15 protein-coding genes are annotated in these 26,540 nt (G+C 69.9%); 4 read left to right on the top strand and 11 right to left on the bottom strand.

Annotated elements, in window-relative coordinates:
* The 4 genes from G6N45_RS06190 to G6N45_RS06175 are packed head-to-tail and all read left to right on the top strand — an operon-like array spanning position 1 to position 10,546.
* Positions 1 to 3,213: an arabinosyltransferase domain-containing protein gene (locus G6N45_RS06190; protein ID WP_163720855.1), complete on the top strand. Its 3,213-nt coding sequence runs from the start codon at positions 1 to 3 to the stop codon at positions 3,211 to 3,213.
* 21 nt (positions 3,214 to 3,234) lie between these two features.
* Positions 3,235 to 6,486, top strand: coding sequence for an arabinosyltransferase domain-containing protein (locus G6N45_RS06185; protein ID WP_163720854.1), 3,252 nt, complete (start codon positions 3,235 to 3,237; stop codon positions 6,484 to 6,486).
* The gene (locus G6N45_RS06180; RefSeq protein WP_163720853.1) at positions 6,483 to 9,659 is read left to right on the top strand and encodes an arabinosyltransferase domain-containing protein; all 3,177 of its coding nucleotides are present in this window, start codon (positions 6,483 to 6,485) and stop codon (positions 9,657 to 9,659) included. Before G6N45_RS06185 ends, G6N45_RS06180 begins: the two co-directional genes overlap by 4 nt.
* The gene (locus G6N45_RS06175; RefSeq protein WP_407664301.1) at positions 9,656 to 10,546 is read left to right on the top strand and encodes an MBL fold metallo-hydrolase; all 891 of its coding nucleotides are present in this window, start codon (positions 9,656 to 9,658) and stop codon (positions 10,544 to 10,546) included. The genes G6N45_RS06180 and G6N45_RS06175 overlap by 4 nt, the downstream gene beginning before the upstream one ends.
* On the opposite strand, the gene G6N45_RS06170 is transcribed toward G6N45_RS06175, so the two are convergent.
* From G6N45_RS06170 to G6N45_RS06120, 11 genes are all read right to left on the bottom strand, one after another.
* A complete protein-coding gene (locus G6N45_RS06170) occupies positions 10,543 to 11,856 on the bottom strand; it encodes a serine/threonine-protein kinase (protein WP_163720852.1) in 1,314 nt (437 codons plus the stop codon). The two genes, G6N45_RS06175 and G6N45_RS06170, sit on opposite strands and share 4 nt — an antisense overlap.
* Before the next feature lie 25 nt (positions 11,857 to 11,881).
* Positions 11,882 to 12,313 carry an RDD family protein gene (locus G6N45_RS06165; RefSeq protein WP_163720851.1) on the bottom strand — a complete coding sequence of 144 codons (432 nt, stop codon included), beginning with the start codon at positions 12,311 to 12,313 and terminating at the stop codon, positions 11,882 to 11,884.
* Positions 12,297 to 12,725, bottom strand: coding sequence for a hypothetical protein (locus G6N45_RS06160; protein WP_163720850.1), 429 nt, complete (start codon positions 12,723 to 12,725; stop codon positions 12,297 to 12,299). Before G6N45_RS06160 ends, G6N45_RS06165 begins: the two co-directional genes overlap by 17 nt.
* Positions 12,726 to 12,734: 9 nt before the next feature.
* A complete protein-coding gene (locus tag G6N45_RS06155) occupies positions 12,735 to 13,637 on the bottom strand; it encodes a DUF4331 family protein (protein ID WP_163720849.1) in 903 nt (300 codons plus the stop codon).
* Between the two features lie 26 nt (positions 13,638 to 13,663).
* Positions 13,664 to 15,238 (bottom strand): acyl-CoA carboxylase subunit beta, encoded by a 1,575-nt coding sequence (locus G6N45_RS06150; RefSeq protein ID WP_163720848.1) that lies wholly within the window; start codon positions 15,236 to 15,238, stop codon positions 13,664 to 13,666.
* Positions 15,235 to 20,745: a polyketide synthase Pks13 gene (gene pks13 / locus G6N45_RS06145; protein ID WP_163720847.1), complete on the bottom strand. Its 5,511-nt coding sequence runs from the start codon at positions 20,743 to 20,745 to the stop codon at positions 15,235 to 15,237. The genes G6N45_RS06150 and pks13 overlap by 4 nt, the downstream gene beginning before the upstream one ends.
* 66 nt (positions 20,746 to 20,811) lie before the next feature.
* Positions 20,812 to 22,701, bottom strand: coding sequence for a long-chain-fatty-acid--AMP ligase FadD32 (gene fadD32 / locus G6N45_RS06140; protein WP_163720846.1), 1,890 nt, complete (start codon positions 22,699 to 22,701; stop codon positions 20,812 to 20,814).
* A 148-nt stretch (positions 22,702 to 22,849) separates the two neighbouring features.
* Entirely contained in the window at positions 22,850 to 23,860 is a 1,011-nt protein-coding gene (gene culp6, locus G6N45_RS06135; RefSeq protein WP_163720845.1) for a carboxylesterase Culp6, read from the bottom strand.
* Between the two features lie 14 nt (positions 23,861 to 23,874).
* Positions 23,875 to 24,354: a DUF732 domain-containing protein gene (locus G6N45_RS06130; RefSeq protein WP_246228903.1), complete on the bottom strand. Its 480-nt coding sequence runs from the start codon at positions 24,352 to 24,354 to the stop codon at positions 23,875 to 23,877.
* Between the two features lie 37 nt (positions 24,355 to 24,391).
* Complete coding sequence (locus tag G6N45_RS06125) at positions 24,392 to 25,306, bottom strand: esterase family protein (RefSeq protein ID WP_179965278.1); 915 nt, start codon at positions 25,304 to 25,306, stop codon at positions 24,392 to 24,394.
* Positions 25,307 to 25,454: 148 nt separating this feature from the next.
* Entirely contained in the window at positions 25,455 to 26,507 is a 1,053-nt protein-coding gene (locus G6N45_RS06120; RefSeq protein ID WP_057149594.1) for an esterase family protein, read from the bottom strand.
* Positions 26,508 to 26,540: the final 33 nt, after the last annotated feature.

The following is a 26,540-nucleotide window of genomic DNA, read 5'->3' as shown; positions in this document are numbered from 1 at the left end:
GTGGTGCAGCAGCCAGGAACAGGTAGCAACCACCGCACCGCGCGACTGATCGCGATCGTGGCGGGCCTGCTGGGCACCCTGCTCGCGATCGCCACCCCGCTGCTGCCGGTCGAACAGACCACGGCGCAGCTGAACTGGCCACAGAACGGTGTGCTCGCCAGCGTCGACGCCCCGCTGATCGGTTACGTGGCCACCGACCTGCAGATCACCATCCCGTGCCGCGCCGCCGCCGGCCTGGACCGGCCCGGGCGCACGGTGCTGCTGTCCACCGTGCCCAAGCAGGCGCCCAAGGCCGTCGACCGCGGACTGCTCATCGAGCGCGTCAACAACGACCTGCTCGTCATCGTCCGCAACACCCCGGTGGTCAGCGCGCCGCTGGACCAGGTGCTCAGCCCCGCCTGCCGGGAACTGACGTTCACCGCCCACGCCGACAAGGTGACCGGCGGGTTCGTCGGCCTGACCCAGCCGCCCGACTCCTCCGACGCCGGCGAGCCGTTGCGCGGCGAGCGCGGCGGCTACGACTTCCGCCCCCAGATCGTCGGCGTGTTCACCGACCTGTCCGGCCCCGCCCCGCCGGGCCTGCAGTTCTCCGCGACGGTCGATTCCCGCTACAGCACCTCGCCGACGCTGCTCAAGCTCGTCGCGATGATCGTCGGGGTCGCGATGACGATCATCTCGCTGGGCGCCCTGCACGTGCTCGACAGCGCCGACGGCCGCAGGCACAAGCGGTTCCTGCCGCCGCGCTGGTGGTCGCTGTCCCCGCTGGACGGGCTGGTCACCGCGGTGATGGTGTGGTGGCACTTCGTCGGCGCCAACACCGCCGACGACGGCTACATCCTCACCATGGCCCGGGTGTCGGAGAACGCCGGCTACATGGCCAACTACTACCGCTGGTTCGGCACGCCGGAGTCGCCGTTCGGCTGGTACTACGACCTGCTCGCGCTGTGGGCGCACGTCAGCACCACCAGCGTGTGGATGCGACTGCCCACCCTGCTGATGGGGCTGGCCTGCTGGTGGGTGATCAGCCGCGAGGTGCTGCCCCGGCTGGGCACCTCGGTCAAGCACAGTCGCGCCGCGGCCTGGACCGCCGCCGGTCTGTTCCTGGCCTTCTGGCTGCCGCTCAACAACGGCCTGCGCCCCGAGCCGATCATCGCGCTCGGCATCCTGCTGACCTGGTGCTCGGTGGAACGCGGGGTGGCCACCAGCCGGCTGCTGCCCGTCGCGATCGCCGTCATCATCGGAGCGCTGACGCTGTTCTCCGGCCCGACCGGCATCGCCGCGGTCGGAGCGCTGCTGGTCGCCATCGGGCCGTTGAAAACGATTGTCGCCGCTCATGTCTCGCGATTCGGATACTGGGCGCTGCTCGCCCCCATCGCCGCGGCGGGCACCGTCACGGTCTTCCTGATCTTCCGCGACCAGACGCTGGCCGCCGAACTTCAGGCCAGCAGCTTCAAGTCCGCCGTCGGCCCCAGCCTGGCCTGGTTCGACGAGCACATCCGCTACTCGCGGCTGTTCACCACCAGTCCCGACGGCTCCGTGGCACGCCGGTTCGCGGTCCTCATGCTGCTGCTGGCGCTCGCCGTGTCGGTGGCGATGTCGTTGCGCAAGGGCCGCATTCCCGGTACCGCGCTGGGTCCGAGCCGGCGCATCGTCGGCATCACGATCATCTCGTTCCTCGCGATGATGTTCACCCCCACCAAGTGGACGCACCACTTCGGGGTGTTCGCCGGGCTGGCCGGATCACTCGGAGCGCTGGCCGCGGTCGCGGTCTCTGCCGCGGCGATGCGTTCACGCCGCAACCGCACCGTGTTCGCCGCGGCCGTGCTGTTCATCGCGGCACTCTCGTTCGCGACCGTCAACGGCTGGTGGTACGTCTCGAACTTCGGTGTGCCGTGGTCGAATTCGTTCCCGGAGTGGCACTTCGGCTTCACCACGATCCTGCTCGGCTTCTCCGTGCTCGCCCTGCTGGTCGCCGCATGGCTGCACTTCTCCGGCCGTGCCGGCGCCCCGCAGGACCCGCCGCGGCGCTGGCGCGGCATCGGGCGGGCACCCCTGGCGATCGCGACGTGGGCGCTGGTGGTCTTCGAAGTCGGGTCGCTGACGTTGGCGATGACCGGCCAGTACCCGGCGTGGACGGTCGGCCGGTCCAACCTCGAGGCATTGACCGGCAAGACGTGCGGCATGGCCGAAGACGTCATGGTCGAACAGGATCCCAACGCCGGCCTGCTCGTCCCCGTCGGCGTGCCGGTGGGCGACGGACTGGGCGCCGGCCGCTCGGAAGGGTTCAGCGCCAACGCAATTCCGTCGGACGTCTCCGCCGACCCGGTGATGGAGCAACCCGGCTCGACCAACTTCGCCGACAGCGACAGCGGTGTGGTCACCGGCAGCGAGGCCGGAACGGAGGGCGGCACCATCGCCGCGGCCGGCATCAACGGCTCGCGCGCGCGGCTGCCCTACGGCCTCGACTCCGCCCGCACCCCGGTGCTCGGCAGCTGGCGCAGCGGCATCCAGCAGCCGTCGTTCCTGCGGTCGGCCTGGTACCAGCTGCCCGCCGGCTGGAGCGAAGGTGACCGCTCCGACTCACTGCTGGTGGTCTCCGCGGCCGGCCGGTTCGACCCGGGTGACGTCGTGGTGCAGTGGGCCAGCACCGGCGACGACCCGGGCGGCAGCGTCGGGTTCGCCGACGTCGGCGCCGCACCGGCGTGGCGCAACCTGCGGGCGCCGCTGTCGGCGATCCCGGCCGACGCCACCCGCGTCCGCCTGGTCGCCACCGACGACGACCTCAGCCCGACCCACTGGATCGCGTTGACCCCGCCCCGCATCCCGATGCTGCGCACCCTGCAGGACGTCGTCGGCTCCTCGGACCCGGTGCTGCTGGACTGGCTGGTCGGACTGGCGTTCCCGTGCCAGCGTCCGTTCGGGCACCGCAACGGCGTCATCGAGGTGCCCAAGTGGCGGATCATGCCCGACCGCTTCGGCGCCGAGGCCAACTCGCCGGTGATGGACTACCTCGGCGGCGGACCGCTCGGAATCACCGAACTCCTGGTGCGCGCCACCACCGTGCCGACCTACCTGAAGTACGACTGGTTCCGCGACTGGGGCGCGCTGCAGCAGCTCACGCCGTACTACCCGGGCGCCGACGCCGCCCGGCTCGATCTCGGTTCGGCGACGCGCAGCGGCCTGTGGAGCCCGGCGCCGCTGCGGCTGAGCTAGACCCGTCTACCATCGAGCCTCGTGCCAGCCCGCAGTTCCCGTCTCGTCGCGATCGCCGCGGGCACTCTCGGGATCCTGGGCATCATCCTGTGCGCGCTGGCGCCGCTGCTGCCCGTCCGGCAGAGCACCGCCACCATCCTGTGGCCGCAGTCGGCCGCCGCCGACGGCAACGTCAGCAGCATCACCGCGCCGCTGGTGTCCGGCGCACCCAAGGCGCTCGACGTCACGATCCCCTGCACCGCGGTGGCGAGCCTGCCCGCCGACGGCGGGCTGGTGTTCTCGACGATCCCGCCGAACGGCATCGACGCCGGCCGCAACGGACTGTTCGTGCGGGCCAACGCCGACGTCGTCTACGTCGCGTTCCGTGACACCGTGGCCGCGGTCGCACCCCGGCCCGCGGTGAACTCCGGCGCCTGCAGTGCGCTGAGGCTGTGGGCCAACGTCGGCGCGGTGGGCGCCGACTTCGTCGGGATCCCCGGCGCCGCTGGCACCCTGAGCCTGGACAAGCGGCCCCAGGTGGCCGGGGTGTTCACGGACCTGCGGGTGCCGATCTCTGAGGGCCTGAACGCGCGCATCGACGTCGACACCCGGTTCATCACCACACCGACGGCTCTGAAGACCCTGGTCATGGCGCTCGGCGTGCTGTGCGTTCTCGGGTCGATCGTCGCGCTGGCCCTGCTCGACCGGGTGTCGGGGCGCCGGCCGCCCCGCTCGCGCCGCCGAGCCGGGTGGGCGACCTGGCTGGCCGACGCCGGCGTCGTCGGTGGCCTGCTGGTGTGGCACATCGTCGGCGCGCAGTCTTCCGACGACGGCTACAACCTGACCATCGCGCGGGTGTCGGGCGAGGCCGGCTACAGCGTCAACTACTTCCGCTACTTCGGCGCCTCCGAGGCACCGTTCGACTGGTACCAGAGCGTGCTCGCGCACCTCGCCTCGATCAGCACCGCCGGGGTGTGGATGCGGCTGCCCGCGACCGCGGCCGGCATCGCGACGTGGCTGATCCTGTCCCGGTGCGTGCTGCCGCGGCTGGGCCGGCGGGTGGCCGCCAACAAGGTCGCCGTGTGGACCGCCGGCGTGGTGTTCCTGGCCGCGTGGCTGCCGTTCAACAACGGGCTTCGCCCTGAACCGCTGATCGCTTTCGCGGTGGTCGCGGTGTGGATGCTGGTGGAATCGACGCTGGGCACGCGGCGGCTCTGGCCCACCGCCGTCGCGATCGTGATCGCGATGTTCTCGGTGACGCTGGCGCCGCAGGGCCTCGTCGCCCTGGCGCCGCTGCTGGTCGGCGCCCGCGGGATCACGCGCATCGTCTCCGCTCGCCGCCGCGTCGACGGGCTGGCGGCATCGCTGCTGCCGCTGGCCGCCGCGCTGTCCCTGGTGACGGTCATCGTGTTCCGCGACCAGACGCTGGCCACCGTCGCCGAATCGGTGCGCATCAAGTACGTCGTCGGACCGACCATCCCGTGGTATCAGGAGTTCCTGCGCTACTACTTCCTGACCGTCGAGGACAGCGTGGACGGCTCGCTGACCCGCCGCTTCGCGGTCCTGGTGCTGCTGCTGTGCCTGTTCGGCCTGATCATGGTGCTGCTGCGGCGCGGCCGCGTGCCGGGCGCGATCAGCGGCCCGGTGTGGCGGCTGGCGGGCACCACCGCGGTCGGCCTGCTGCTGCTGACGCTGACCCCGACGAAGTGGGCGGTGCAGTTCGGGGTGTTCGCCGGACTGGCGGGCGCGCTGGGCGGGGTCACCGCGTTCGCGTTCGCCCGGGTCGGTCTGCACAGCCGGCGCAACCTGGCGCTGTACGTGACCGCGCTGCTGTTCGTGCTGGCGTGGGCGAACGCAGGCATCAACGGCTGGTTCTACGTCGGCAACTACGGCGTGCCCTGGTTCGACAAGCAGCCGGTCATCCTGCACTTCCCCGTCACGACGATCTTCCTTGTCCTGGCCATCGCCGGCGGCCTGCTGGCCGGCTGGCTGCACTTCCGGATGGACTACGCCGGCCACACCCAGGTCGCCGACACCGGACGCAACCGCGCGATCGCCTCCACCCCGCTGCTCGTCGTCGCGACGATCATGGTGGTGCTCGAACTCGGATCCATGCTCAAGGCGACAGCCAGCCGCTACCCCGTCTACACCACCGGCGCCGCCAACATCTCGGCGCTGCGCTCCGGGCTCTCCGACAAGAGCTGCGCGATGGCCGACGACGTCCTCGTCGAAGCCGACACCAACGCCGGGATGCTCGAGCCGGTTCCGGGTCAGCGCTGGGGCCGCTACGGCCCGCTGGGCGGCGAGAACCCGGTCGGGTTCACCCCCAACGGCGTCAGCGACACCCTCGAACCGGCCGAGCCGGTCGCCGCGAACCCGGGCACCGTGAACTCCGACGGTCCGGTCGACAAGCCGAACATCGGCGTCGGCTTCGCCGCGGGCACCGGCGGCGGCTACGGGCCCGAGGGCGTCAACGGGTCCCGGGTGTTCCTGCCGTTCGGGCTGGACCCCAAGCGCACCCCGGTGATGGGCAGTTACGACGAGAACCAGCAGGCCGCCAAGGCCACCTCGGCCTGGTATCAGCTGCCGCCCCGCTCCCCGGATCGGCCGCTGGTGACCGTCGCCGCCGCCGGCGCCATCTGGTACTACGAGGAGGACGGCTCCTTCAACTACGGCCAGTCACTCAAGCTGCAGTGGGGCGTGCACCGGCCCGACGGCTCGTATCAGGCGCTCGACGAGGTCCAGCCGATCGACATCTTCCAGCAGAAGGCGTGGCGCAACCTGCGCTTCCCGCTGGCGACGGCGCCGCCCGAGGCCAACGTCGCGCGCATCGTCGCCGACGACCCGAACCTGTCGGAGGACCAGTGGTTCGGGTTCACCCCGCCGCGGGTGCCGGTGCTGCAGACCGCCGAGCAGTTCCTCGGCTCCGACACCCCGGTGCTGATGGACATCGCGACCGCCTCGAACTTCCCGTGCCAGCGGCCGTTCGCGGTGCACCTCGGCATCGCCGAGCTTCCGCAGTACCGGATCATCCCGAACTTCAAGCAGATGGTCGCGTCGTCGAACCAGTGGCAGTCGGCCGCGGACGGCGGGCCGTTCCTGTTCATCCAGGCGCTGCTGCGCACCGCGACGATCCCGACGTACCTGAACGGCGACTGGTACCGCGATTGGGGATCGCTGGAGCGCTACATCCGCGTGGTGCCGCGTGACCAGGCGCCCGACGCCGTCGTCGAGGAAGGATCGACACGCGTGTTCGGCTGGAATCGCGGCGGACCGATCAGGGCCCTCCCGTGAACGACGTGGACGACGTGTTGGTGGCGCGCTGGGTCGCGACGATCGCCGGTCTGCTCGGCTTCGTGCTGGCGGTGGCCACTCCGCTGCTGCCCGTCACACAGACGACGGCGACGCTGAACTGGCCCCAGCAGGGCCGGTTCGAGAACGTCACCGCGCCGCTGATCTCGCAGGCCCCGGTCACGTTGACCGCGTCGATTCCGTGTGCGGCCGTGCGCGGCATGCCCGCCAAGGGCGGCCTGCTGCTGGGCACCGCGCCGCCCCAGGGACGCGACGCCGCGCTGAACGCGATGCTGGTCAACGTCACCTCGTCGCGCGTCGACGTGATCGTGCGCAATGTGGTGGTGGCCTCGGTCAACCGCGCCCGCGTCGCCGGGCCCGGCTGCCAGCGCCTCGACATCACGTCCTCGCACGACGGCACCTTCGCCGACTTCGTCGGCCTCAGGAAGGCCGACGGCTCACCGCAGCGCACCGGATACGCCGACCCGAACCTGCGGCCCGCGATCGTCGGCGTGTTCACCGACCTGGTCGGGCCTGCGCCACCCGGGCTGACGTTCTCCGCGACCATCGACACCCGCTTCACCAGCCATCCCAGTGCGCTCAAGCTCGCGGCGATGCTGCTGGCCATCGTCTCGACGGTGATCGCCCTGCTCGCGCTGTGGCGGCTGGACCGCCTCGACGGCCACCGGATGCACCGGCTGATCCCCGAGCGGTGGCGCACCGTCAGCGCCGTCGACGGCGTCGTGGTCGGCGGCTTCGCACTCTGGTACGTGATCGGCGCCAACAGCAGCGACGACGGCTACATCCTGGCCATGGCGCGGGTGGCCGACCACGCCGGCTACATGTCGAACTACTTCCGCTGGTTCGGCAGTCCCGAGGATCCGTTCGGCTGGTACTACAACGTGCTGGCGCTGATGACCCACGTCAGCGACGCCAGTATCTGGATCCGGCTGCCCGACCTGCTCTGCGCGCTGCTGTGCTGGCTTCTGCTGTCCCGTGAGGTGCTGCCCCGCCTCGGCCCGGCCGTGTCGGGCAGCCGGGCGGCGATGTGGGCCGCCGGCTTCGTCCTGCTGGCCGCGTGGATGCCGTTCAACAACGGCCTGCGCCCCGAGGGCCAGATCGCCACCGGCGCCCTGGTGACCTACGTGCTGATCGAGCGGGCCATCACCTCCGGCCGGCTCACCCCGGCCGCGCTCGCCATCACCACCGCCGCGTTCACCCTCGGGATCCAGCCGACCGGGCTGATCGCGGTCGCCGCGCTGGTCGCCGGCGGCCGGCCGATCCTGCGCATCCTGATGCGGCGCCGCGCGCTGGTCGGCACCTGGCCGCTGGTGGCGCCGCTGCTGGCGGCCGGCACCGTGGTGCTCACCGTCGTGTTCGCCGACCAGACGCTGGCAACGGTGTTGGAAGCCACCAGGATTCGCACCGCGATCGGGCCGAGCCAGGAGTGGTACACCGAGATCCTGCGCTACTACTACCTGATCCTGCCGACCACCGACGCCGCGATCTCGCGGCGGGTGGCGTTCCTGTTCACCGTGATGTGCCTGTTCCCGTCGCTGTTCATGATGTTGCGGCGCAAGCGCGTTCCGGGCGTTGCCCGCGGACCGGCCTGGCGGCTGATGGGCGTGATCTTCGCGACGATCTTCTTCCTGATGTTCACCCCGACCAAGTGGATCCACCACTTCGGGTTGTTCGCCGCGGTGGGCGGCGCGATGGCGGCGCTGGCGACGGTCATGGTGTCGCCGGTGGTCCTGCGCTCGGCCCGCAACCGGATGACGTTTCTGGCGTTCGTGTTCTTCGTGCTGGCGATGTGTTTCGCGTCCACCAACGGCTGGTGGTACGTGTCCAATTTCGGCGCGCCGTTCAACAATTCGGTCCCGCAGCTGGGCGGGGTGAGCGTCAGCACGGTGTTCTTCGCGCTGTTCGTGCTTACCGCGCTGTGGGCGTTCTGGCTGCACGTCTCCCCTCGCCGCGAACCCCGGCTGGTGCGGCTGCTGACCACCGCGCCGATCCCGATCGCCGCCGGTTTCATGGTGTTCGTGTTCATCGCGTCGATGGCGATCGGCGTGGTGCGCCAGTACCCGACCTACTCCAACGGCTGGGCCAACGTGCGCGCATTCGCCGGCGGCTGCGGCCTCGCCGACGACGTTCTGGTGGAACCGGATTCGAACGCCGGGTTCCTGCAGCCGATGCCCGGTGACTACGGTCCGCTGGGCCCGCTGGGCGGCGCCACGCCGACGGGCTTCTCCCCCAACGGGGTGCCGGAGAAGATCATCGCCGAGGCGATTCGGATCACCAATCCCCAGCCGGGCACCGACTACGACTGGAACCGGCCCGTCAAGCTGTCCCGGCCCGGCGTGAACGGGTCCACGGTGCCACTGCCCTATGGCCTTGACCCCGCCAAGGTTCCGGTGGCGGGATCGTATTCGACTGCGGCGCAACAGGAGAGCAAGCTCGCCTCGGCGTGGTACGCGCTGCCCGCCGCCGACGACGCGCACCCCCTTGTCGTCATCACCGCGGCAGGCACCATCGCCGGCACCAGCGTGAGCGAAGGCCTGTCGTCGGGCCAGACGGTGGAACTCGAATACGCCACCCGTGGTCCCGACGGTGCACCGGTCCCGGCCGGCCGGGTCCAGCCCTACGACATCGGCCCCACGCCGTCGTGGCGCAACCTGCGCTACCCGCGCGAACAGATCCCCGCCGACGCGGTCGCGGTCCGGGTCATCGCCGATGACCTGTCACTGGGCCAGGGTGACTGGGTCGCGGTCACGCCGCCCCGGGTGCCCGAGGTGCGTTCGGTGCAGGAGTACATCGGCTCCAGCGAGCCGGTGCTGATGGACTGGGCGGTCGGGCTGGCGTTCCCGTGCCAGCAGCCGATGCTGCACGCCAACGGCGTCACCGACATCCCGAAGTTCCGCATCTCCCCGGACTACTACGCCAAGCTGCAGAGCACCGACACGTGGCAGGACGGCAAGAACGGCGGCCTGCTGGGCATCACCGATCTGCTGCTGCGCGCCTCGGTGATGTCGACCTACCTGTCGCACGACTGGGGTCAGGACTGGGGGTCGCTGCGCCGCTTCGACACCATCGTCGACGCGCAACCCGCGCAGATCGACCTCGGGGAGACCACCCACTCGGGGCTGTACTCGCCCGGGAAGATGCGCATCGAGCCGTGACCGGAACGACCGCGCTGGGCAGGGCCTCGCTCACGCGGGTGGTCGAACTGCGGGTGCAGATGACGACGTCGCTGTTCGCCCAGACGCCGGCGCAGGCCTGGCCGGACAACGCCGACCTGCTCGAGCCGCTGTTCTGGGACCGCGCCGCCGACCAGTGGATGATCGCCATGCAGACCTGGGTGGTGCGGGTGGACGGGCTGACCGTGCTGGTGGACACCGGCGTCGGCAACGACCGTCACCGGCCCCACTTCCCGCCGCTGCACCAGCTGCACACCGGCTACCTCGACGCGCTGGCCGACGCGGGCGTGGCACCCGAGGCGGTCGACGTGGTGATCAACACCCATCTGCACACCGACCACGTCGGGTGGAACACCCGGCTGGTCCAGGGCTCGTGGGTGCCGACGTTCCCCAACGCGCGCTACCTGATACCCGAACCGGACTACCGGCATTTCTCCCCCGACGGCGACAGCGCCAACGAGGACATGCGGATCGTGTTCTCCGACAGCGTGTTACCGGTGGCCGGCCAGACCGAGCTCTACTCCGGGGACCACCGGATCAGCGAGTCGCTGTGGCTGCGGCCCGCCGGTGGCCACACACCGGGCTCCTCGGTGGTGTGGCTGGACGCCGGGGTGCCCGCCGTGTTCGTCGGCGATCTGACTCACTGCCCGATCCAGCTGCCGCGTCCCGACGATCCGTGCGCCTTCGACGAGGACCCCGCAGCAGCGGCACGCACCCGCCACCGCGTGCTGACCGAGGCCGCCCGCAGGCGCGCCGCCGTCATCCCCGCGCACTATCCAGGCCACGGCGGGGCGAGGATCGTCGCCCGCGACACCGGGTTCGGCGATGCGTTCGCCGTCGACGACTGGCTCGACCTGCCCGCGATCTAACCGTCGTTGGCGCCCGGGTCGGCGTTCTCCCGCGCGATGTCACCGCGGCAGTCGTCCTGCGACTGGTTGGTCTGCTGCACACACACCTGTACCGGAATGTCCCCGGTGCCGGTCGGTTTCGCGATGTCCGCCGAATACAGCGACCACAGCGACTGATCGGAGCCGCTCACCCGCGCGCAGTAGGCCTGCGCGCCGGACTCGGTCACCCCGGCCGCACCCAGCGTCGCGCAGTCCGCCCCGACCACCACGACCGGCACCGCGACCGTCTCCGGGCCGCGCGCCGGTTCGTCGTGCAGCACCACGAACAGCGCGGCCGCGACCGCCAGCAGCGAGAGCAGCAGGGCCAGCACGGCGAGCATCCGGCCGCGCGATCGCGGTGCGCGCCGGCCCGGCCGGGCGTGGCGCGGGCCTCCGGCCGCCTGCGCCGGCATCGTCGCCTCCGGGTCCGGGGTGCGCGGAAGCGCCGCGGCGCCGGCGCGATTCGCCAGCGCGCGGGCGAAATCGACGCAGCGCTCGAACCGGTCGGCCGGCGACTTGGCGAGCGCCTTCTCCAACGCCCCGCCGAGGCCGGACAGATCGGGCCTGGCCTCGGCGATCGACGGCGGCCGCGCCGACAGGTGCGAGCTGATCACGATCGCCGGATTGGAGTGCTGGAACGGCGGCGAGCCGGTCAGCAGCTGATAGGCGGTGGCCGCCAGCGCGTACTGATCGGCCCGGCCGTCGATGTGCTTGTCAGCGGTGAGCTGCTCGGGCGCCGAATACGCGACCGTACCGACCGTCATGTCGGTGCCGGTGAGACTGCTGATCTCGCCGACGCGGCGGGCGATCCCGAAGTCGGCGAGCATGATCCGCTCGTCGGCGGTCTCCGGGTCGGCGATCAGGATGTTGGCGGGCTTGACATCGCGGTGCAGCAACCCGCGGGCGTGGGCGTAGTCGAGGGCTTCGCCGACCGCGGTCACGATGCGCACCACCAGATCGGGCGGCATGCCGCCGGGGTACCGCTCGGCGAGCAGCTTCGCGGCGTCGGTGCCCTCGACGTGGTCCATGGAGATCCACAGCCGGCCGTCGAACTCGCCGCGGTCGTGCACCGCGACGATGTGCGGATGCCACAGGGTGGCCGCGATGTCCGCTTCGCGGCTGAACCGCTCCCGGTACTCGCTGTCGGCACACACCGTGGGCGAGAGCACCTTCAGGGCGTCGTACCGCGGCAGCCGTGGGTGCTGCCCGAGGTACACCTCGCCCATGCCGCCCGAGCCCAGCAGCCGCACGATCGTGTAGCCCGCGATCACGTCCCCCTCGGTCAGCGGCATGCGCGGATCCTATCGGTGTGCGTCGTCACGGGCGCGCGTAGACGACCCGGCTGCCGAACGCGATGTCCTGCAGCGACCTTCGGCGCGCGTCCAACGCCACCCAGGCCAGCCCCAGCGGGAACACGACGCAGGCGGCGGCCCGCAGCAGCGAGACCATCAGCGGCAGCCGTCGCCCCCGTCGCCCCACGACGCGCACCCCCATCACGACCGCGCCGGCGGTGCAGCCCGACACCGACCAGCAGCCGGCCAGATAGAGCACCGCGGCACCGAACGCCACGGTCCCCGAGAACACCAGGTTCAGCGCCGGGAAACGGAACGCGCCCGGGTGCAGCGCCAGCAAGGTCAGGATCAGGCCGAGGTACAACAGTGCCAGCAGGACGCCGACGACCACGAGATCGACCACGGCCGCCACGCCCCGGCTGACCACCCCGGCGGCGCGATCATCGTGGCCGGTCACGGAACCCCTGCCTGCGGCCCAGCATCCGGTCCACGAAACCGGACACCGCGTCGTCGGCACGTTCGGACTGCGTGCGGACGTCGGTCATGACGTCGGCGGTCACGGTGCTGGTCGACTCGCGGATGATGGCAGGCAGATTCACGCCGTCGATCACCTGCTCGGCCAGCGCCACCAGGTCGATGCGTGCGATCACCGCGTCGATCGCCTCCTTGGGCAACCGGTCGCGCACGATCGCGGTCAGGTCGATCTCGTCGACCACCGCCGTCACCAGCAGCGAGAGCACCGCCTGCGCCTCGCGCCTGCCCCGGGAGAACAGGCCCCCGACCACCGGCAGTGTCTCGCACACCCGGTAGGCGTCCACCAGGACGGAGTGCGCGGGAGCCGGCGTCGGTGCCGGGTCGGACGATGTCACAACATGGCTCTAGTGCGGGGCGCAGAGGTAGGGGAAGTCCGGGAGGAAGTCCTGGCGCGGAGCGACGTCGGTGAGCGGCGTGCGGCCGTTGGTGAGGAACCGCGAGCGGTAGTCGGCGACGTCGTCGGTGAGCGTGCGCCCGTTCGGGTACGCCGCAGGCTTGCGCGGGTTGTAGGTCAGCACGTCCGGCAGGGTGCCTTCGGCGTTGATCGCCTCGATCGCCTCGGTGCGGGTGTAGCCACCGGTCTCGACCATCAACTCGATCAGGTGACCCATCCAGTGCGCCTGGTCGCGGTTGGGTTCGCCGGCGTTGAACTCGGCGAGTTGCTCGTCGTCGGGGAAGAACCCGCTGACCCACGGGTGTCCGGCGCGGTCGGCGTGCACCCACTTGCCGTCGCGCACCACGCTGGCGCGTCCCCAGATCCGCACGTCGGGGGCGGCGCCCAGATAGCTGGTGGGCAGTTCGATCGCCATCGCGATGACGTTGGCGTTGGCGAACGACGCGTCGGCGCGCGCCCCGGCGAAGAACGAGAACGAGCCCGACCGCGACCGCCACAGGTGCGGTTCGTCGTCGAACGACACGTCCAGCCCACCGAAGATCTCCGACCCGGCCGCGGCGTCGACCCGGGCCTCGGCCTGCAGGCCGAGACGGACGTCCACCTTCTGCCGCCCGTTGTACGACTCGGTGAACACGAAGTTGAACGCGATGTCGTTACGCAGATCGCCGTCGTTGTCGATCGCGATGCGGTACACCGCATCGGGGTGCATGGCGTCCGCGTTCGGGTTCGCCGTGAGGATCAGCGCGGTGCGCGCGGGGTCCCTAGGGGACGGGAACACGTACAGATCGCACAGGTCGAGGCGCGGATCGCCCAGCGGCGCGCCGCGTCGCAGCCCGGTGAAGTCAGTCGACACAACCACCATCCAACCCCACCGGCGATCTAGATGGGCGTCAGGCCATGCTTGCGCTGGACCCGGTTGATCTGCTTGTCCCTCAACAGACGCATGCAGTTGCGCAGCAACAGCCTGGTCTGGTGCGGCTCGATGACACCGTCGATGAAGCCGCGTTCGGCCGCGATCCACGGCGTGGCCAGGCTCGTGTTGTAGCCCTCGATGAAATCGGCCCTGATCTTCTGCACCTCGGGGGCGGTCGGGTCAGGGAAGCGCTTGACCAGCAGCTGGGCCGCGCCCTCGGCGCCGATCACGGCGATGCGGGCGGTCGGCCACGCGAAGTTGAAGTCCGACGTCAGCTGCTTGCTGCCCATCACCGCGTAGGCACCGCCATAGGACTTGCGGATCGTGATCGTGACCTTCGGGACGTCGGCCTCGACGACGGCGTTGAGGAAGCGCCCACCGCGCTTGATGATGCCGCCCTTCTCCTGCTCCACGCCCGGCATGAAGCCCGGGGTGTCGACGACGAACACCAGCGGGGTGTTGAACGAGTCGCAGAACCGGACGAACCGGGCAGCCTTGTCGGAGGCCTCGTTGTCGATCGCGCCGGACATGTACATCGGCTGGTTGGCGATGATGCCGACGGGCCGGCCGTCGACGCGGGCGAACGCGGTGATGATCGCGGGGCCGGACTGCTCGCCGACCTGGAACACGTCGCCGTCGTCGAAGATCCGCAGCAGGATCTCCATCATGTCGTAGGCCTGGTTGTCGGCGTCCGGCACGATCGCGTCCAGCTCCAGATCGTGCGGCGTGACCTCCGGCTCGAGACCCGGGTTGACGGTCGGCGGGTCGTCGAAGGTGTTGCCGGGCAGGAAGCTCAGATAGTCGCGCACGTACTGGAACGCGGCCGCCTCGGACTCCACGACCTGGTGGATGTTGCCGTAGCGGGCCTGCGCGTCGGCGCCGCCCAGTTCGTCGAGCGTGACGTCCTCGCCGGTGACGTCCTTGATCACGTCGGGGCCGGTGACGAACATGTAGCCCTGGTCGCGCACGGCGACGACGAGGTCGGTCTGGATCGGGGAGTACACCGCGCCGCCCGCGCACTTGCCGAAGATCAGCGAGATCTCGGGCACCAGGCCGCGCAGCAGCTCGTGCCGACGCCCCAGTTCGGCGTACCAGGCCAGCGACGTGGCGGTGTCCTGGATGCGGGCGCCCGCCGAGTCGTTGATGCCGATGATCGGGCAGCCGACCATCGCCACCCACTCCATCAGCCGGGCGACCTTGCGGCCGAACATCTCGCCGACCGAGCCCTGGAACACCGTCTGGTCGTGGCTGAACACGCCGACCGGCCGGCCGTTGATGGTGCCGTGCCCGGTGACCACGCCGTCGCCGTAGAGCGCGTCGGGATCCCCGGGAGTCTTGGCCAGCGCGCCGATCTCCAGGAAGCTGCCCGGGTCGAGCAGCGCGTGGATCCTGGCTCGCGCGCTCGGGATGCCCTTCTTCGCGCGCTTGGCGACGGCCTTCTCACCGCCGGGCTCCTTGGCGAGCTCCAGCTTCTCGCGGAGTTCGGCCAGCAGTTCCGCGCTCGTCTTCGGGTGGTGGGTGGGAGTCGCCTCCGTGGTCACTTGCCCTCGCTCTCAGCCTCTGCTGCATTGCTCACTGCGTTCGCTTCGATGACGTTGATCGCCTCGCTCAGGTGCGCACCGACCTTCGCAATGTACGGCTCGTCGATGACCTGGATGTGCTCGCCCCCGACCGGCACCACCTCGAGATCCTCGACGAACTCGCCCCAGCCGCCGTCGGGCTGACGGACGGCGTAGCGCGGTTCGAAGAAGATCGCGTCGTCGTGGTAGCGGTCGGCCATGTACAGCGTGACGTGGCCGTCGTAGGGCTGGATCTCCGCGGTCTCGAGCAGCCGGTTGTCCAGATACGACGTGCGCTGATGCTCGATGATGCCGCCCGGGATCGCCACCCCGGCCTGCTGCACGGCGTCGAGGACGTAGCGGACCTGACCCTCGTCGTCGAGCGCCTCGAGTTCCTCATACGGGATCTCGGGGATCTCGACATTGAAGGTGCGCTGCGCGAACAGGGCGTAGCGATCCCACCGGGCCCGCGTCTCCTCCTTGGTCTGCGGGATCTCCTCGCCGGGGCGCACCATGTCGATGAGCCCGACGAAGCGCACGTCGGCGCCTTCCCGCTTCAATCCGATCGCGCACGCGTAGGCCAGCGCCCCGCCCAGCGACCAGCCGACCAGGATGTAGGGGCCGTCGCCCTGGATCTCCCGCAGCTTCGGCAGATACTCGGCGGCGCGCTCCTCGACCGAGCCCTCGACCCGCTCGAACCCGTACATCGGGGTGTCCGGCGGCAGTCGCTTCAGCAGCGGCTCGTAGACGACGGTGGAGCCGCCGGCCGGGTGGAAGACGAACACCGGGATCCGTGTCGACCCAGCGGGGCGGGCCCGGATGGTGCGCACGAAGCCGTCCACCTCACCGGCGTCCATCAGGTCGCGCACCACACTGGACAGATCCTGGATGGTGCCCGCCGCCTTGACCTGCTCGGCGGTGACGACGCCGTCGGCGCGCTCGGAGAGCCGCTCGGCCATCTTGTGCGCCGTGGCATCGTCGATCGAGGGCAGCTCGTTGAAGATGCCGCCCGGCGACTTCCCGGTGACGATCGCCCAGGTGGCGAACGTGACACGTTCGGCGGCGTCGCGGGGCGGCACGTCGGCGCCGAGCGCCTCGGTGACCGCTTCCTGGGTCAGCACCTTCGCGGCCAGGCTTGCGGCACTGGGCTTGTCGGCTCCAGGGCCTGCCGGGTTGGTCGGCGGAGCGGGGACCGCGACATCGGACGGCGGAGCGGGGACCGCGACATCGGACGGTCCCGACGGATCGGTGGGCGGAGCGGGGACCGTCAGGTCCGTCTGGGCCTCCACGGCGTCGGTGGCGATCTGCTCGGCCGCGATCGGGTGGCCGGCCTCGGCGAGCTTGGCCTCGAGCTCGGCCACTGTGCTGGCGCCACCCATCAGCTCGGCCTGCGCGGCCGCGATCTCCTCGGGGGTCTGCCCCTTCTGCGACTCGGCGAGCTGGTCCACCTCGTCGCGGTGCTCGATCGCGTAGGCGATGAGCTTCTCCACGGCGTAGAGGTTCGCGTCCCGCACCGCGGTCAGCTGGATCGGCGGCAGATCGAAGTCGTACTCGACGCGGTTCTTGATGCGCACCGCCATCAGCGAGTCGAGACCGAGCTCGATCAGCGGCACCTCCCACGGCAGGTCCTCTGGCTCGTAGCCCATCGCGGCGCCGACGATCGTGCCCAGCCGGTCGCCGATGGTCTCGCCCGATTCAGGCGACCACTTCGCGAAGCCGGCAGCCAGACCCGCGCCCGCGGCGAGGTTGTCCTGCAGGATCGCCGGAGCCGCGTCAGCGGCGACATCAGGCCCTGCATCGTCTTCCGCAGGTGCCTGGGTGACCAGTGATCCGTCGGCGACGGTGCCGGCGCCGACGGCCGTTGGCAGCACGGTCTGCGCACCCCCGCGACTCACGATCGCGTCGTAGACGAGCGTGAAGGATTGGTCGATGCGGGCATGCACCTGCACCGCCGCCCCGCCGGGATGACGGGTCAGCGTGGTGACCAGTCGCGAACCCTCGCCGGGCACCGCACGCTGCTCCGACGCGACCAGCTTGGCATCCGGAAGCACCGCTGCCGCAGCCGATTTCACCAGCGCAGCCAGATCGGTCTCACCGCGCGGGCTGTACTCCCACACATGGCGGCCGTCCGGGGTGGCCACGTGGCTACCGGGCATCACCCCCGAGCTGTCGCCGGTGAAGTGCGCGTCCAGCCAGTGCGGCTTGCGCTTGAACCGGGTCGGCGGGATGTCCGCGAAGTCCAGCGCCCCGCCCAGGCCCCGCGACTTGCGCGGGAACAGCGTGCGGAAGTCGAGGTCGTGGCCGTGCACGAACAGGTGCGCCATGGCCGTGGTCATCGAGTCGACCTCGTCCTGCTTGCGGGCCAGCGTCGGAATCAGCTGCGCGTCATGCAGACCCGCGTCCGCGGTGGTCAACCCGACCTGCATCAGGGCCACCGGGTTCGGCGCCAATTCGAGGAAGGTGGTGTGGCCGTTGTCGACGGCGTTGCGGATACCGTGCGTGAAGTACACGCTGTGCCGCAACCCCTTCTTCCAGTAGTCCACGTCGTGGATGGGCTCCGCGCCGGCCCGGATCAGACTGCCCTCGTGCACGGTCGAGTAGTACGCGACCTGCACCGGATGTGCCTCGATACCTTGCAGTTCCGCGGCCAGCTCACCGAGCAGCGGATCCATCTGCGAGGTGTGGCTGGCGCCCTTGGTCTGGAACTTGCGCGCGAACTTGCCCTCCGACTCCGCGCGGGCGATGATCGCGTCCACCTGATCGGGCGGGCCACCGATGACCGTCTGCGTCGGGGCGGCGTAGACGCACACCTCGAGATCCTTGAAGTCCGCAAACACGGTCTCGATCTCCTCGGCGGAGTACTCCACGAGCGCCATCAGCCGGATGTACTCGCCGAACAGCATCGCCTCGCCCTCACCCATCAGGTGGCTGCGCGAGCAGATGGCGCGGGTGGCGTCCTCGAGCGACAGGCCGCCGGCGAAGTAGGCCGCGGCGGCCTCGCCCAGTGACTGTCCGATCAGCGCACCGGGTTTCGCACCGTGCGCCTTGAGCAGCTCGCCGAGTGCGACCTGGATCGCGAAGATCACCAGCTGCACCTTCTCGATCGGGAGCTCGGTGGTCTCGTCGGTGTAGTCGATCGCGTCGTCGAGGATGAGCTCGAGGATCGAGTGTCCGCGCTCGTCCTGGATCAGGCTGTCGACCGTGTTGATCCACTCGGCGAAGATCTCGTCGCGCAGGTACAGGCTCTTGGCCATCTTGCGGTGCTGGGCACCGAAACCGGCGAGCACCCACACCGGCCCGTTGGTGACGGGTCCGTCGGCGCTCAGGACGATCGGGTTGGGCTTGCCCTCGGCCAGCGCGCGCAGGCCCTTGATCGCCTCGTCGTGGTCGTGGGCCAGAACCACCGCGCGGGAACGGCCGTGGTTGCGCCGCGACAGCGAGCGGCCGATCGACTCCAGCGACGACGCGCGCCCCTCCGTACTGTCGATCCAGTCCGCGAGTTCGGCGGCGGCAGCCTTCTTGCGTGAGGTGAGGAATCCTGAAACAGCCAGCGGCACAACGGGAACTGTCGGATTCTCGGCCTCGGCCGCCGCCAGCTCCTCGCGGGCGACCTCGAGCAGGCGCAGAGCCTCGTCCGTCAGGCCCGGCAGCTCGTAGTCGTCGCCCGCTGCTGCGGCCGGCGTGTCGAGCGCGTCGTCGTCACCGTCATCGTCATCACCGAAGCCTGATTCTCTTCGCGCAAGCGGCTCGTCGTCGAGAAACTCGCCGTACTCGTCCATCCGCACGCCACCGACGTACACGGCCTTCGCGTCGTCGTTGGCGGGCGTCACCACCGCGACGTCGGGCTCGGTGGCCGGCTCGACCAGATCGCTGGCCAGCACCTCGCGCACCACCAGGTGCGCATTGGCGCCGCCGAAGCCGAACCCGGACACCCCGGCGATGGCCCGGCCGCTGTAGCGGGGCCAGTCGGTCACCGTATCGGCGACCTTGAGGTGTTCCTTGTCGAAGTCGATGTAGGGGTTGGGGCCCGTGTAGTTGATCGACGGCGGGATCTTGTCGTTGCGCAGCGACAGCGCGACCTTCGCCAGGCTGGCCGCCCCGGCGGCCGACTCCAGATGTCCCACATTGGATTTGACCGCGCCCAGCAGGGCGGGCTTGTCGGCGGCACGACCGCGGCCGATCACCCGGCCCAGCGCGTCGGCCTCGATCGGGTCGCCGAGGATCGTGCCGGTGCCGTGCGCCTCGACGTAATCGACGGAGCGCGGATCGATCCCGGCGTCCTTGTACGCCCTGCGCAGCACCGCTTCCTGAGCGTCCGGGTTCGGCGCCAGCATGCCGTTGGAGCGGCCGTCGTGGTTGACCGCGCCGCCGGCGATCACGGCAAGGATGTCGTCGCCGTCGCGACGCGCGTCGGCCAGCCGCTTGAGCACCACCATGCCGCCGCCCTCGGAGCGGGCGTAGCCGTCGGCGTCCTGGGAGAAGGACTTGATCCGGCCGTCGGGCGCCAGCACGCCCCCGACCTCGTCGAAGCCCAGCGTGACCAGCGGGGTGATCAACGCGTTGACGCCACCGGCGATCACCACGTCGGCATCGCCGGCACGCAGCGCCTTCAGGCCCTCGTGCACGGCGACCAGAGCCGACGAGCACGCGGTGTCGATGGCCATCGACGGGCCGCGGAAGTCATAGAAGTAGGACACCCGGTTGGCGATGACCGCACTCGAGTTACCGGTGATCGCGTACGGGTGCGCGACGGTGGGGTCGGCGACCGACATGAACATGTAGTCGTTGACCGAGCTGCCGATGAAGACGCCGACGTTCTCACCGCGCAGGCTCGACGCCGGGATCCTGGCGTGCTCCAACGCTTCCCACGTCAGCTCCAGCGCCATGCGCTGCTGCGGGTCGATGTTGTCGGCTTCCATCTTCGACAGCGCGAAGAACTCGGCGTCGAATCCCTTGATGTCGGAGAGGTAGCCGCCCCGGGTCCGGGCCTTGGCGACGCGCTCAGCGATGCGCGGCTCGGACAGGAACTCCGACCACCGCCCCTCGGGCAGGTCGGTGATCGCGTCGCGGCCGTCGAGCAGCGCCGTCCACATCTCGTCCGGAGTGTTCATGTCGCCGGGGAAGCGGGTGCCCACCCCGACGATCGCGATGTTCAGCCGGCCTTCGTCGCCGTCGCGCGACCAGTCCTCGGCGTCGATGTCGGACAGATCGTCTTCGGGCTCGCCCTCGACGATCACCGTGGCCAGGGATTCGATCGTGGGGTGCCGGAACGCGACCGTCGCGGTCAGCGTCACACCGGTCAGATCCTCGATGTCGCTGGCCATCGCGACCGCGTCGCGGGAGGACAACCCCAGCTCCACCATCGGCGTGGACTCGCTGATCGAGTCGGGCGACTGGCCGGTCGCGTTGCCGATCCAGTTGCGCAGCCATTCCCGCATCTCGTTGACGGTCATGTCCTGACCGCGCGGATTGTCTTGCGACTCAGTCATGTTCCATAACCTCACGATCGACAGGCGGCCCGCACGGGCCGCCGTTGCCGTTGCTGTAGTTGAGCGTCAGTCCGTCTCGTCCGGGAAGGCGTTTGCGACCTTGCCGCTGCGCAGGCTGCCGTCGAGATATGCCGACCGACAGGCCCGGCGGCCGATCTTGCCGCTCGACGTCCGCGGGATGGCCCCGGCGGGAGTGAGCAACACGTCCCGCACGGTCACCCCGTGCCGCACCGCGATCGCCGCGCGGATGTCGTCGACGATCGGTCCCATCTCGAGCTTGTGTGCGCCGGGCGCCCGCTCGCCGACGATCACCAGCTGTTCGGATGAATCGCTGGGGTCACGCTTGAGCCCGGAGTGGGTATCGGCGAACACCTCGTCGGCCAGCTGGTTGGCCGGCACGGAGAACGCCGCCACGAAGCCGGTGCGCAGCGCCTTGGTGGCCTCCTGCGCGGAGTACTCCAGGTCCTGCGGGTAGTGGTTGCGGCCGTCGATGATCACCAGGTCCTTGGTGCGGCCGGTGATGTACAGCTCGCCGTCGTGGTAGGCGCCGAGGTCGCCGGTCCGGACCCAGGTCGCGTCGTCGGCGGCGCCGTCGGCGTGCGACGGTTCGGTGCGCGACTTGAGGATGTTGTGGAAGGTGGCGAATGTCTCGTCGGGCTTGCCCCAGTAGCCGGTGCCCATGTTCTGGCCACTGATCCACACCTCACCGATCTGGCCGTCGGGCAGCTCGGTCGCACTGTCGGCGTCGACGATGACCGCCCACTCCGCGACACCGATCTTGCCGGCGCCGGCCTGCGCGACCGCCTTGGGTGAGTCCGCAGGCACCTCGACGAAGCGGTGGTTGTTGAGCTCGTCGCGATCGACGTGGATGATCCGCGGCTCGGCGTTCATCGGGGTGGTCGACACGAACAGCGTGGCCTCCGCGAGACCGTAGGACGGCTTGATCGCCTGCGGCTTGAACCCGAACGGGCCGAACGCCTCGTTGAACCGATTCACGGTGGCCGCCGAGATCGGCTCGCTGCCGTTGAGGATGCACTTGATGTTCGACAGATCGATCGCCGGCTCACCTTCTTTGGGGACGCCGCGCGCCGCCGCGTGGTCGAACGCGAAGTTCGGCGCCACCGAGATGGTGCCGCCGGTGTCCCCCTCTTTGCGCGCCATCTCGCGGATCCACCGGCCGGGACGGCGGACGAACGCGGCGGGCGTCATGAAGGTGATGTAGTGCCCGAGCATCGGGGACAACAGCACCGTGATCAAACCCATGTCGTGGAAGAACGGCAGCCACGAGACGCCGCGGTCGCCCTCCTGGCCGTCGAGCGCCTCGATCACCTGCACGACATTGGTGGCGAGGTTGAGGTGGGTGATCTGCACGCCGGTCGGGATCCGGGTCGAACCCGAGGTGTACTGCAGGTAGGCGATCGTGTCGTGCGTGACCTCGACCGGCTCCCACGTCGCGCCGACCTCGTTGGGCACGGCGTCGACGGCGATCACGCGCGGACGCTGGTTGGCGGGCCGGGTGCGGAAGAACTTGCGGACGCCCTCGGCGGCCGCCGTCGTGGTCAGGATCGCCGAGGGGTGGCAGTCGTCGAGAACGGCGTGCAGACGGCCGACGTGACCGGGCTCGTTCGGATCGAACAGGGGCACCGCGATGCGGCCCGCGTAGAGCGTTCCGAAGAAGGCGACGAGATAGTCGAGGTTCTGCGGGCACAGGATCGCGACCCGGTCACCGGGCTGGGTGACCTGCTGCAGGCGGGCGCCGACGGCCTTGTTGCGGGCACCGAAGTCGGCCCAGTGCAGGTCGCGCTCGACACCGTCGCGCTCGGTCGAGAAGTCGATGAATCGGTAGGCGAGTTTGTCCCCACGAACCTTCGCCCATCGTTCGACGTGCTTGACCAGGTTCCCGTTGTCGGGGAACTTGATCAGTCCGTCCTTGATGAACGGGTTATGGAAGGCCATCTCAACTCCAATCACATGGGATAGATCCCAAGCCCCGAAGATCGTACCGGGGCCACGGCTCCCCGCCCTTCAGCCGCGTCGAACGCTCTTAGATTTCCCTTAATGTTAGGGGACGGCCACACGCGGGCCAAATCCTTCGGGTCACGTGTCAGCCATGTTTCGGACGCGGTGCGTTATCGATCAGACCCTGCGCCCAATTCAGCGTCCACGCGGTGGCCGGCTGGCCGTCGATGTTCCAGAACTGCGGGGTGGCATACAACGCGTGCACCGGCTGTCCCGCGCCCCCGCTCAGCACCTCGATCGTCTTGGGCAGCTGGGTGATGTTGAACGCCGACGACGGCGCCGCGCAGATCAGGTCACCGCGCGCGCAGATCTCGTTGGTGCGGTCGTTGAGCGCCCCGAACCCGCCCGGCCGCGGCCCACTCATCGTCAGGCCCAGCGCCGACAGCGTCGGCACCTCGTGCAGCGTGATCTCCGCACCCTGGCCGTCCGGGTTCGGTCCGACGTCCTGGCCGACGCCGTCCTGCCGGCGACCGTCGGCCACCAGGGTCACCCCGAGCACCAGGTCCTGATCGACGGGACCGCGCCCGTTGCCGATGTCGCTGGCGAGGTCGCCCGCGATCACCGCGCCCTGGGAGAAGCCGATCAGCACATAACTGGTCAGCGGGCAGCGGTTGTTCATGTCCGTCATCGCCTGCACCGCGGCCCGGGTGCCCTCGGCGCGGCTGTCGTTGTAGGACATCTGTGTGTCGGCCGACAGCGGATTGTGGAACTGCGCGGTGTAGGGAACCGTGAACACCTCCACCCGGTCGGTGCCGAACTGGGCCCGGATCGGGTTGGTGACATTGAGCAGCAGCGCCGCCGGGAACTGCACCGGGTTGAACGGATCCAGCGCAACCGAGGACTCCCAGGTACCGGGTATCGAGATCAACTGCACGTCCGGGCAGCTGGCGTCCTGGAACTCCGGGCGCGGCTTACTCGGGGTCGACGGCACCCCCGTCGGCGGCACGGCCGTGGGGGGAACGGCCGTCGGCGGGCTCTCGGGCCTGCGCAGCACGACGATGACGACCGCCACGATCAGCACGACGACGAGGCCCACCGCCCCGGCGGCGAACAGCGCCAGCAAGCGGTGGCGTTTCCGCCGATTGGTCTTGGCCATGGATGTGGAGGCTCCTAGCAGAGTCGGTCTGTCGCGATGCGAATGTAGTCGGCGGTCTCGTCGTGGAGTTCCGAGGCCGATGGCTCAGCCGCACCGCCGTCGGAGCGCGGATCGCTGGCGTCGTTGCGCACCAGCGGCGCGACGAAATCCCAGACCGCCTGATCGGGCTGTTTGGCCGCACGCGCCTGGCAGACGTAGGAGCCGATGCTCAGCGCCGACAGGTCGCTGGCGGGCCGCACCCCCTCCGAGCGCAGCGCGTCGAGGTAGGCACGCTGCCGGGGCGTCACCATCAGCGCGTTGGACTGCCCGCCCAGCTGAGCAGGCCCGGGCGGCTGCGCCCCTGCCTGACCGTGCGTCGGCGCCGGCTCGATCTCGGAGCTCAGGCCCGAGATCACATCGTCGCCGGCCGTGCACCCGGTGAGCCACGCCGACGAGGCGACGAGCAGGCACAGCCCTGCTGCTCCCGCCCGCGCGGAACGTGACCCGTGTTGCACGTCCTCCAAGGTACCGGTGGCTTCGCCGGGTACCGGACTACCGGATGGTCGTGACCAGCTCCCCGGACATGGCGGCCAACTGCCCGCTCCACGAGCCCCAGTCGTGATTGCCCGAGGTCGGGAAGTCGAAGTGGCCGTTACCTCCGCCGATCGAGCGGTAGTGCTGGTAGAACGTGCGGTTGCTGCCCTGCGCCTGGTCGCAGTAGCCGATCATCGCCGGTACGTCGGTGCAGGTCGTGGTCGACGGGCTGAAGACCCACAGCCGGGTGTTGTTGTCCACCAACAACTGTGCGTGCACGTCCGGATCGTGCCACTTCCAGCGGCCCAACTGTGGCAGACCCCACATGTTCCTGGTGTCGACGCCACCGAACTGCGCCAGCCCGGCGGTGATCGCGCCGTTCATGTAGGTGTTGGACGGGGTCAGGAAGCCCGACAGCGAGCCGGCGAACCGGTAGCGGTCGGGATGGAACGTCGCCATCGTCAGTGCGCCGGTGCCGCCCATCGCGGCGCCGACGATGCCGTGCCCGCCGGGCGCCAGCCCCTTGTTGGCGGCCAGCCAGTTCGGCAGCTCGTCGGCGAGGAACGTCTCCCACTGCTTGGAGCCGTCCTGCTCCCAGTTGGTGTACATGCTCCACGCGCCACCCGCCGGCGCGGCCACCGAGATGCCCTTACCGGCAAGGGTGTTCATCGCGTTGCCGGCCGTCACCCAGTTGCTGACGTCGGGCGCGCCGTTGAACGCGTCGAGGAGCACGACCGCGTGCGGGCCGCCGCCCTGGAAGGCCACCGGGATCGCGCGGCCCATCGCCGCCGAGGGCACCATCAGCATCTCGACGCCCTGCGCGTGCGCCGACGGCGACCAGGGCGCCTGGGGAGCCACCCCCGCGAACATCGCCGCGACCGCGAGCACCGCCGCCGCGACCGTCCGCATCACCGTTCGATTCACCGCACGCATCGACCCCACCTCTTCTCCAGTTCAGCCCCTACCGCAAGGTAGTGAATCACATCACCACGACCGCCCGGGCGTGAAGCGACTGACGGCGGTGACCCCCGGGGTAGGGGATCACCGCCGTCAATAACGCGCCGTCTGGCGTCGTTTGCTGCTAGCCGCCCTGGGCCGGCGCCGCGGCGTCGACCGGCACAGCCGGAGCCGACGGCTGCGGCACCGCGCCGAGTGCCCGCTGGATGTCGGGCTTCATCTGCTGAAGCTGCTGGCCCCAGTAGTTCCACTGGTGGGTTCCATTGGACGGGAAGTTGAACACCCCGTTGGTGCCACCGGCGGCCAGGTACTTCTCCTGGAAGGTCTTGTTGGTGCGCAGCGTGAAGCCCTCGAGGAACTTCGCGTTGAACAGGTTGCCCGAGGTCATGCCCGCGTCGAGCTCGGCGGGCTTGCCGTTGCCGCAGAACACCCAGATGCGGGTGTTGTTGGCGACCAGCTTGTCGATGTTGACCATCGGGTCGTTGCGCTTCCAGGCGCTGTTGGCGTCTTCGGTCTTGCCCCACATGTCGTCGGCCTTGTAGCCGCCGGCGTCACCCATGGAGATGTTGACCAGCATCGGCCACCAGCCCTCGGAGAGGTTCAGGAATCCCGACAGCGAACCGGCGTACTGGAACTGATTCGGGTGGTAGATCGCCATGGTCATCGCGGCCGAGCCGGCCATGGACAGGCCCACCGCCGCGTTGCGGTTCGGGTTCACACCCTTGTTGGCGGCCAGGTAGGCAGGCAGCTCCTGGGAGATGAACGTCTCCCACTTGTAGGTGCTGCAGCCGGCCTTGCCGCACGCCGGCTTGTACCAGTCGCTGTAGAAGCTGGACTGGCCACCGACCGGCATGACGACTGCCAGGCCGGAGTCGACGTACCACTCGAACGCCGGGGTGTTGATGTCCCAGCCGTTGAAGTCCTCCTGGGCGCGCAGGCCGTCGAGCAGGTAGACACCGGGGGCGTTGGGCCCGCCGCTCTGGAACTGCACCTTGATGTCGCGGCCCATTCCGGCCGACGGCACCATCAGGTATTCCACCGGCAGACCCGGACGGGAGAACGCTCCCGCGGTCGCGGAGCCGCCGACGGCCCCGATCACGGCTGGCAACACGGCGGCCACCAGGGCCGCGATCGTGAGCCGACGCGCGTTGGCGCGCAGCCTTCCGACAAGCTTCATGCTTATTTCTGTCCCATCTGTTCGTACAGCAGC

Source organism: Mycolicibacterium psychrotolerans, from assembly GCF_010729305.1.
GTDB lineage: Bacteria > Actinomycetota > Actinomycetes > Mycobacteriales > Mycobacteriaceae > Mycobacterium > Mycobacterium psychrotolerans.
The sequence above is the reverse complement of the archived record's forward strand: the minus strand, read 5'-3'. Positions and strand labels throughout refer to the sequence as shown.

Excerpts from the sequence above, each read along its gene's own strand:
- G6N45_RS06170 (WP_163720852.1), bottom strand. The coding sequence starts at position 11,856 with ATGCCGCTGACCGAGGGGGACGTGATCGCGGGCTACACGATCGTGCGG.
- G6N45_RS06120 (WP_057149594.1), bottom strand. The coding sequence starts at position 26,507 with ATGAAGCTTGTCGGAAGGCTGCGCGCCAACGCGCGTCGGCTCACGATC.
- pks13 (WP_163720847.1), bottom strand. The coding sequence starts at position 20,745 with ATGACTGAGTCGCAAGACAATCCGCGCGGTCAGGACATGACCGTCAAC.
- culp6 (WP_163720845.1), bottom strand. The coding sequence starts at position 23,860 with ATGGCCAAGACCAATCGGCGGAAACGCCACCGCTTGCTGGCGCTGTTC.
- fadD32 (WP_163720846.1), bottom strand. The coding sequence starts at position 22,701 with ATGGCCTTCCATAACCCGTTCATCAAGGACGGACTGATCAAGTTCCCC.
- G6N45_RS06125 (WP_179965278.1), bottom strand. The coding sequence starts at position 25,306 with ATGCGTGCGGTGAATCGAACGGTGATGCGGACGGTCGCGGCGGCGGTG.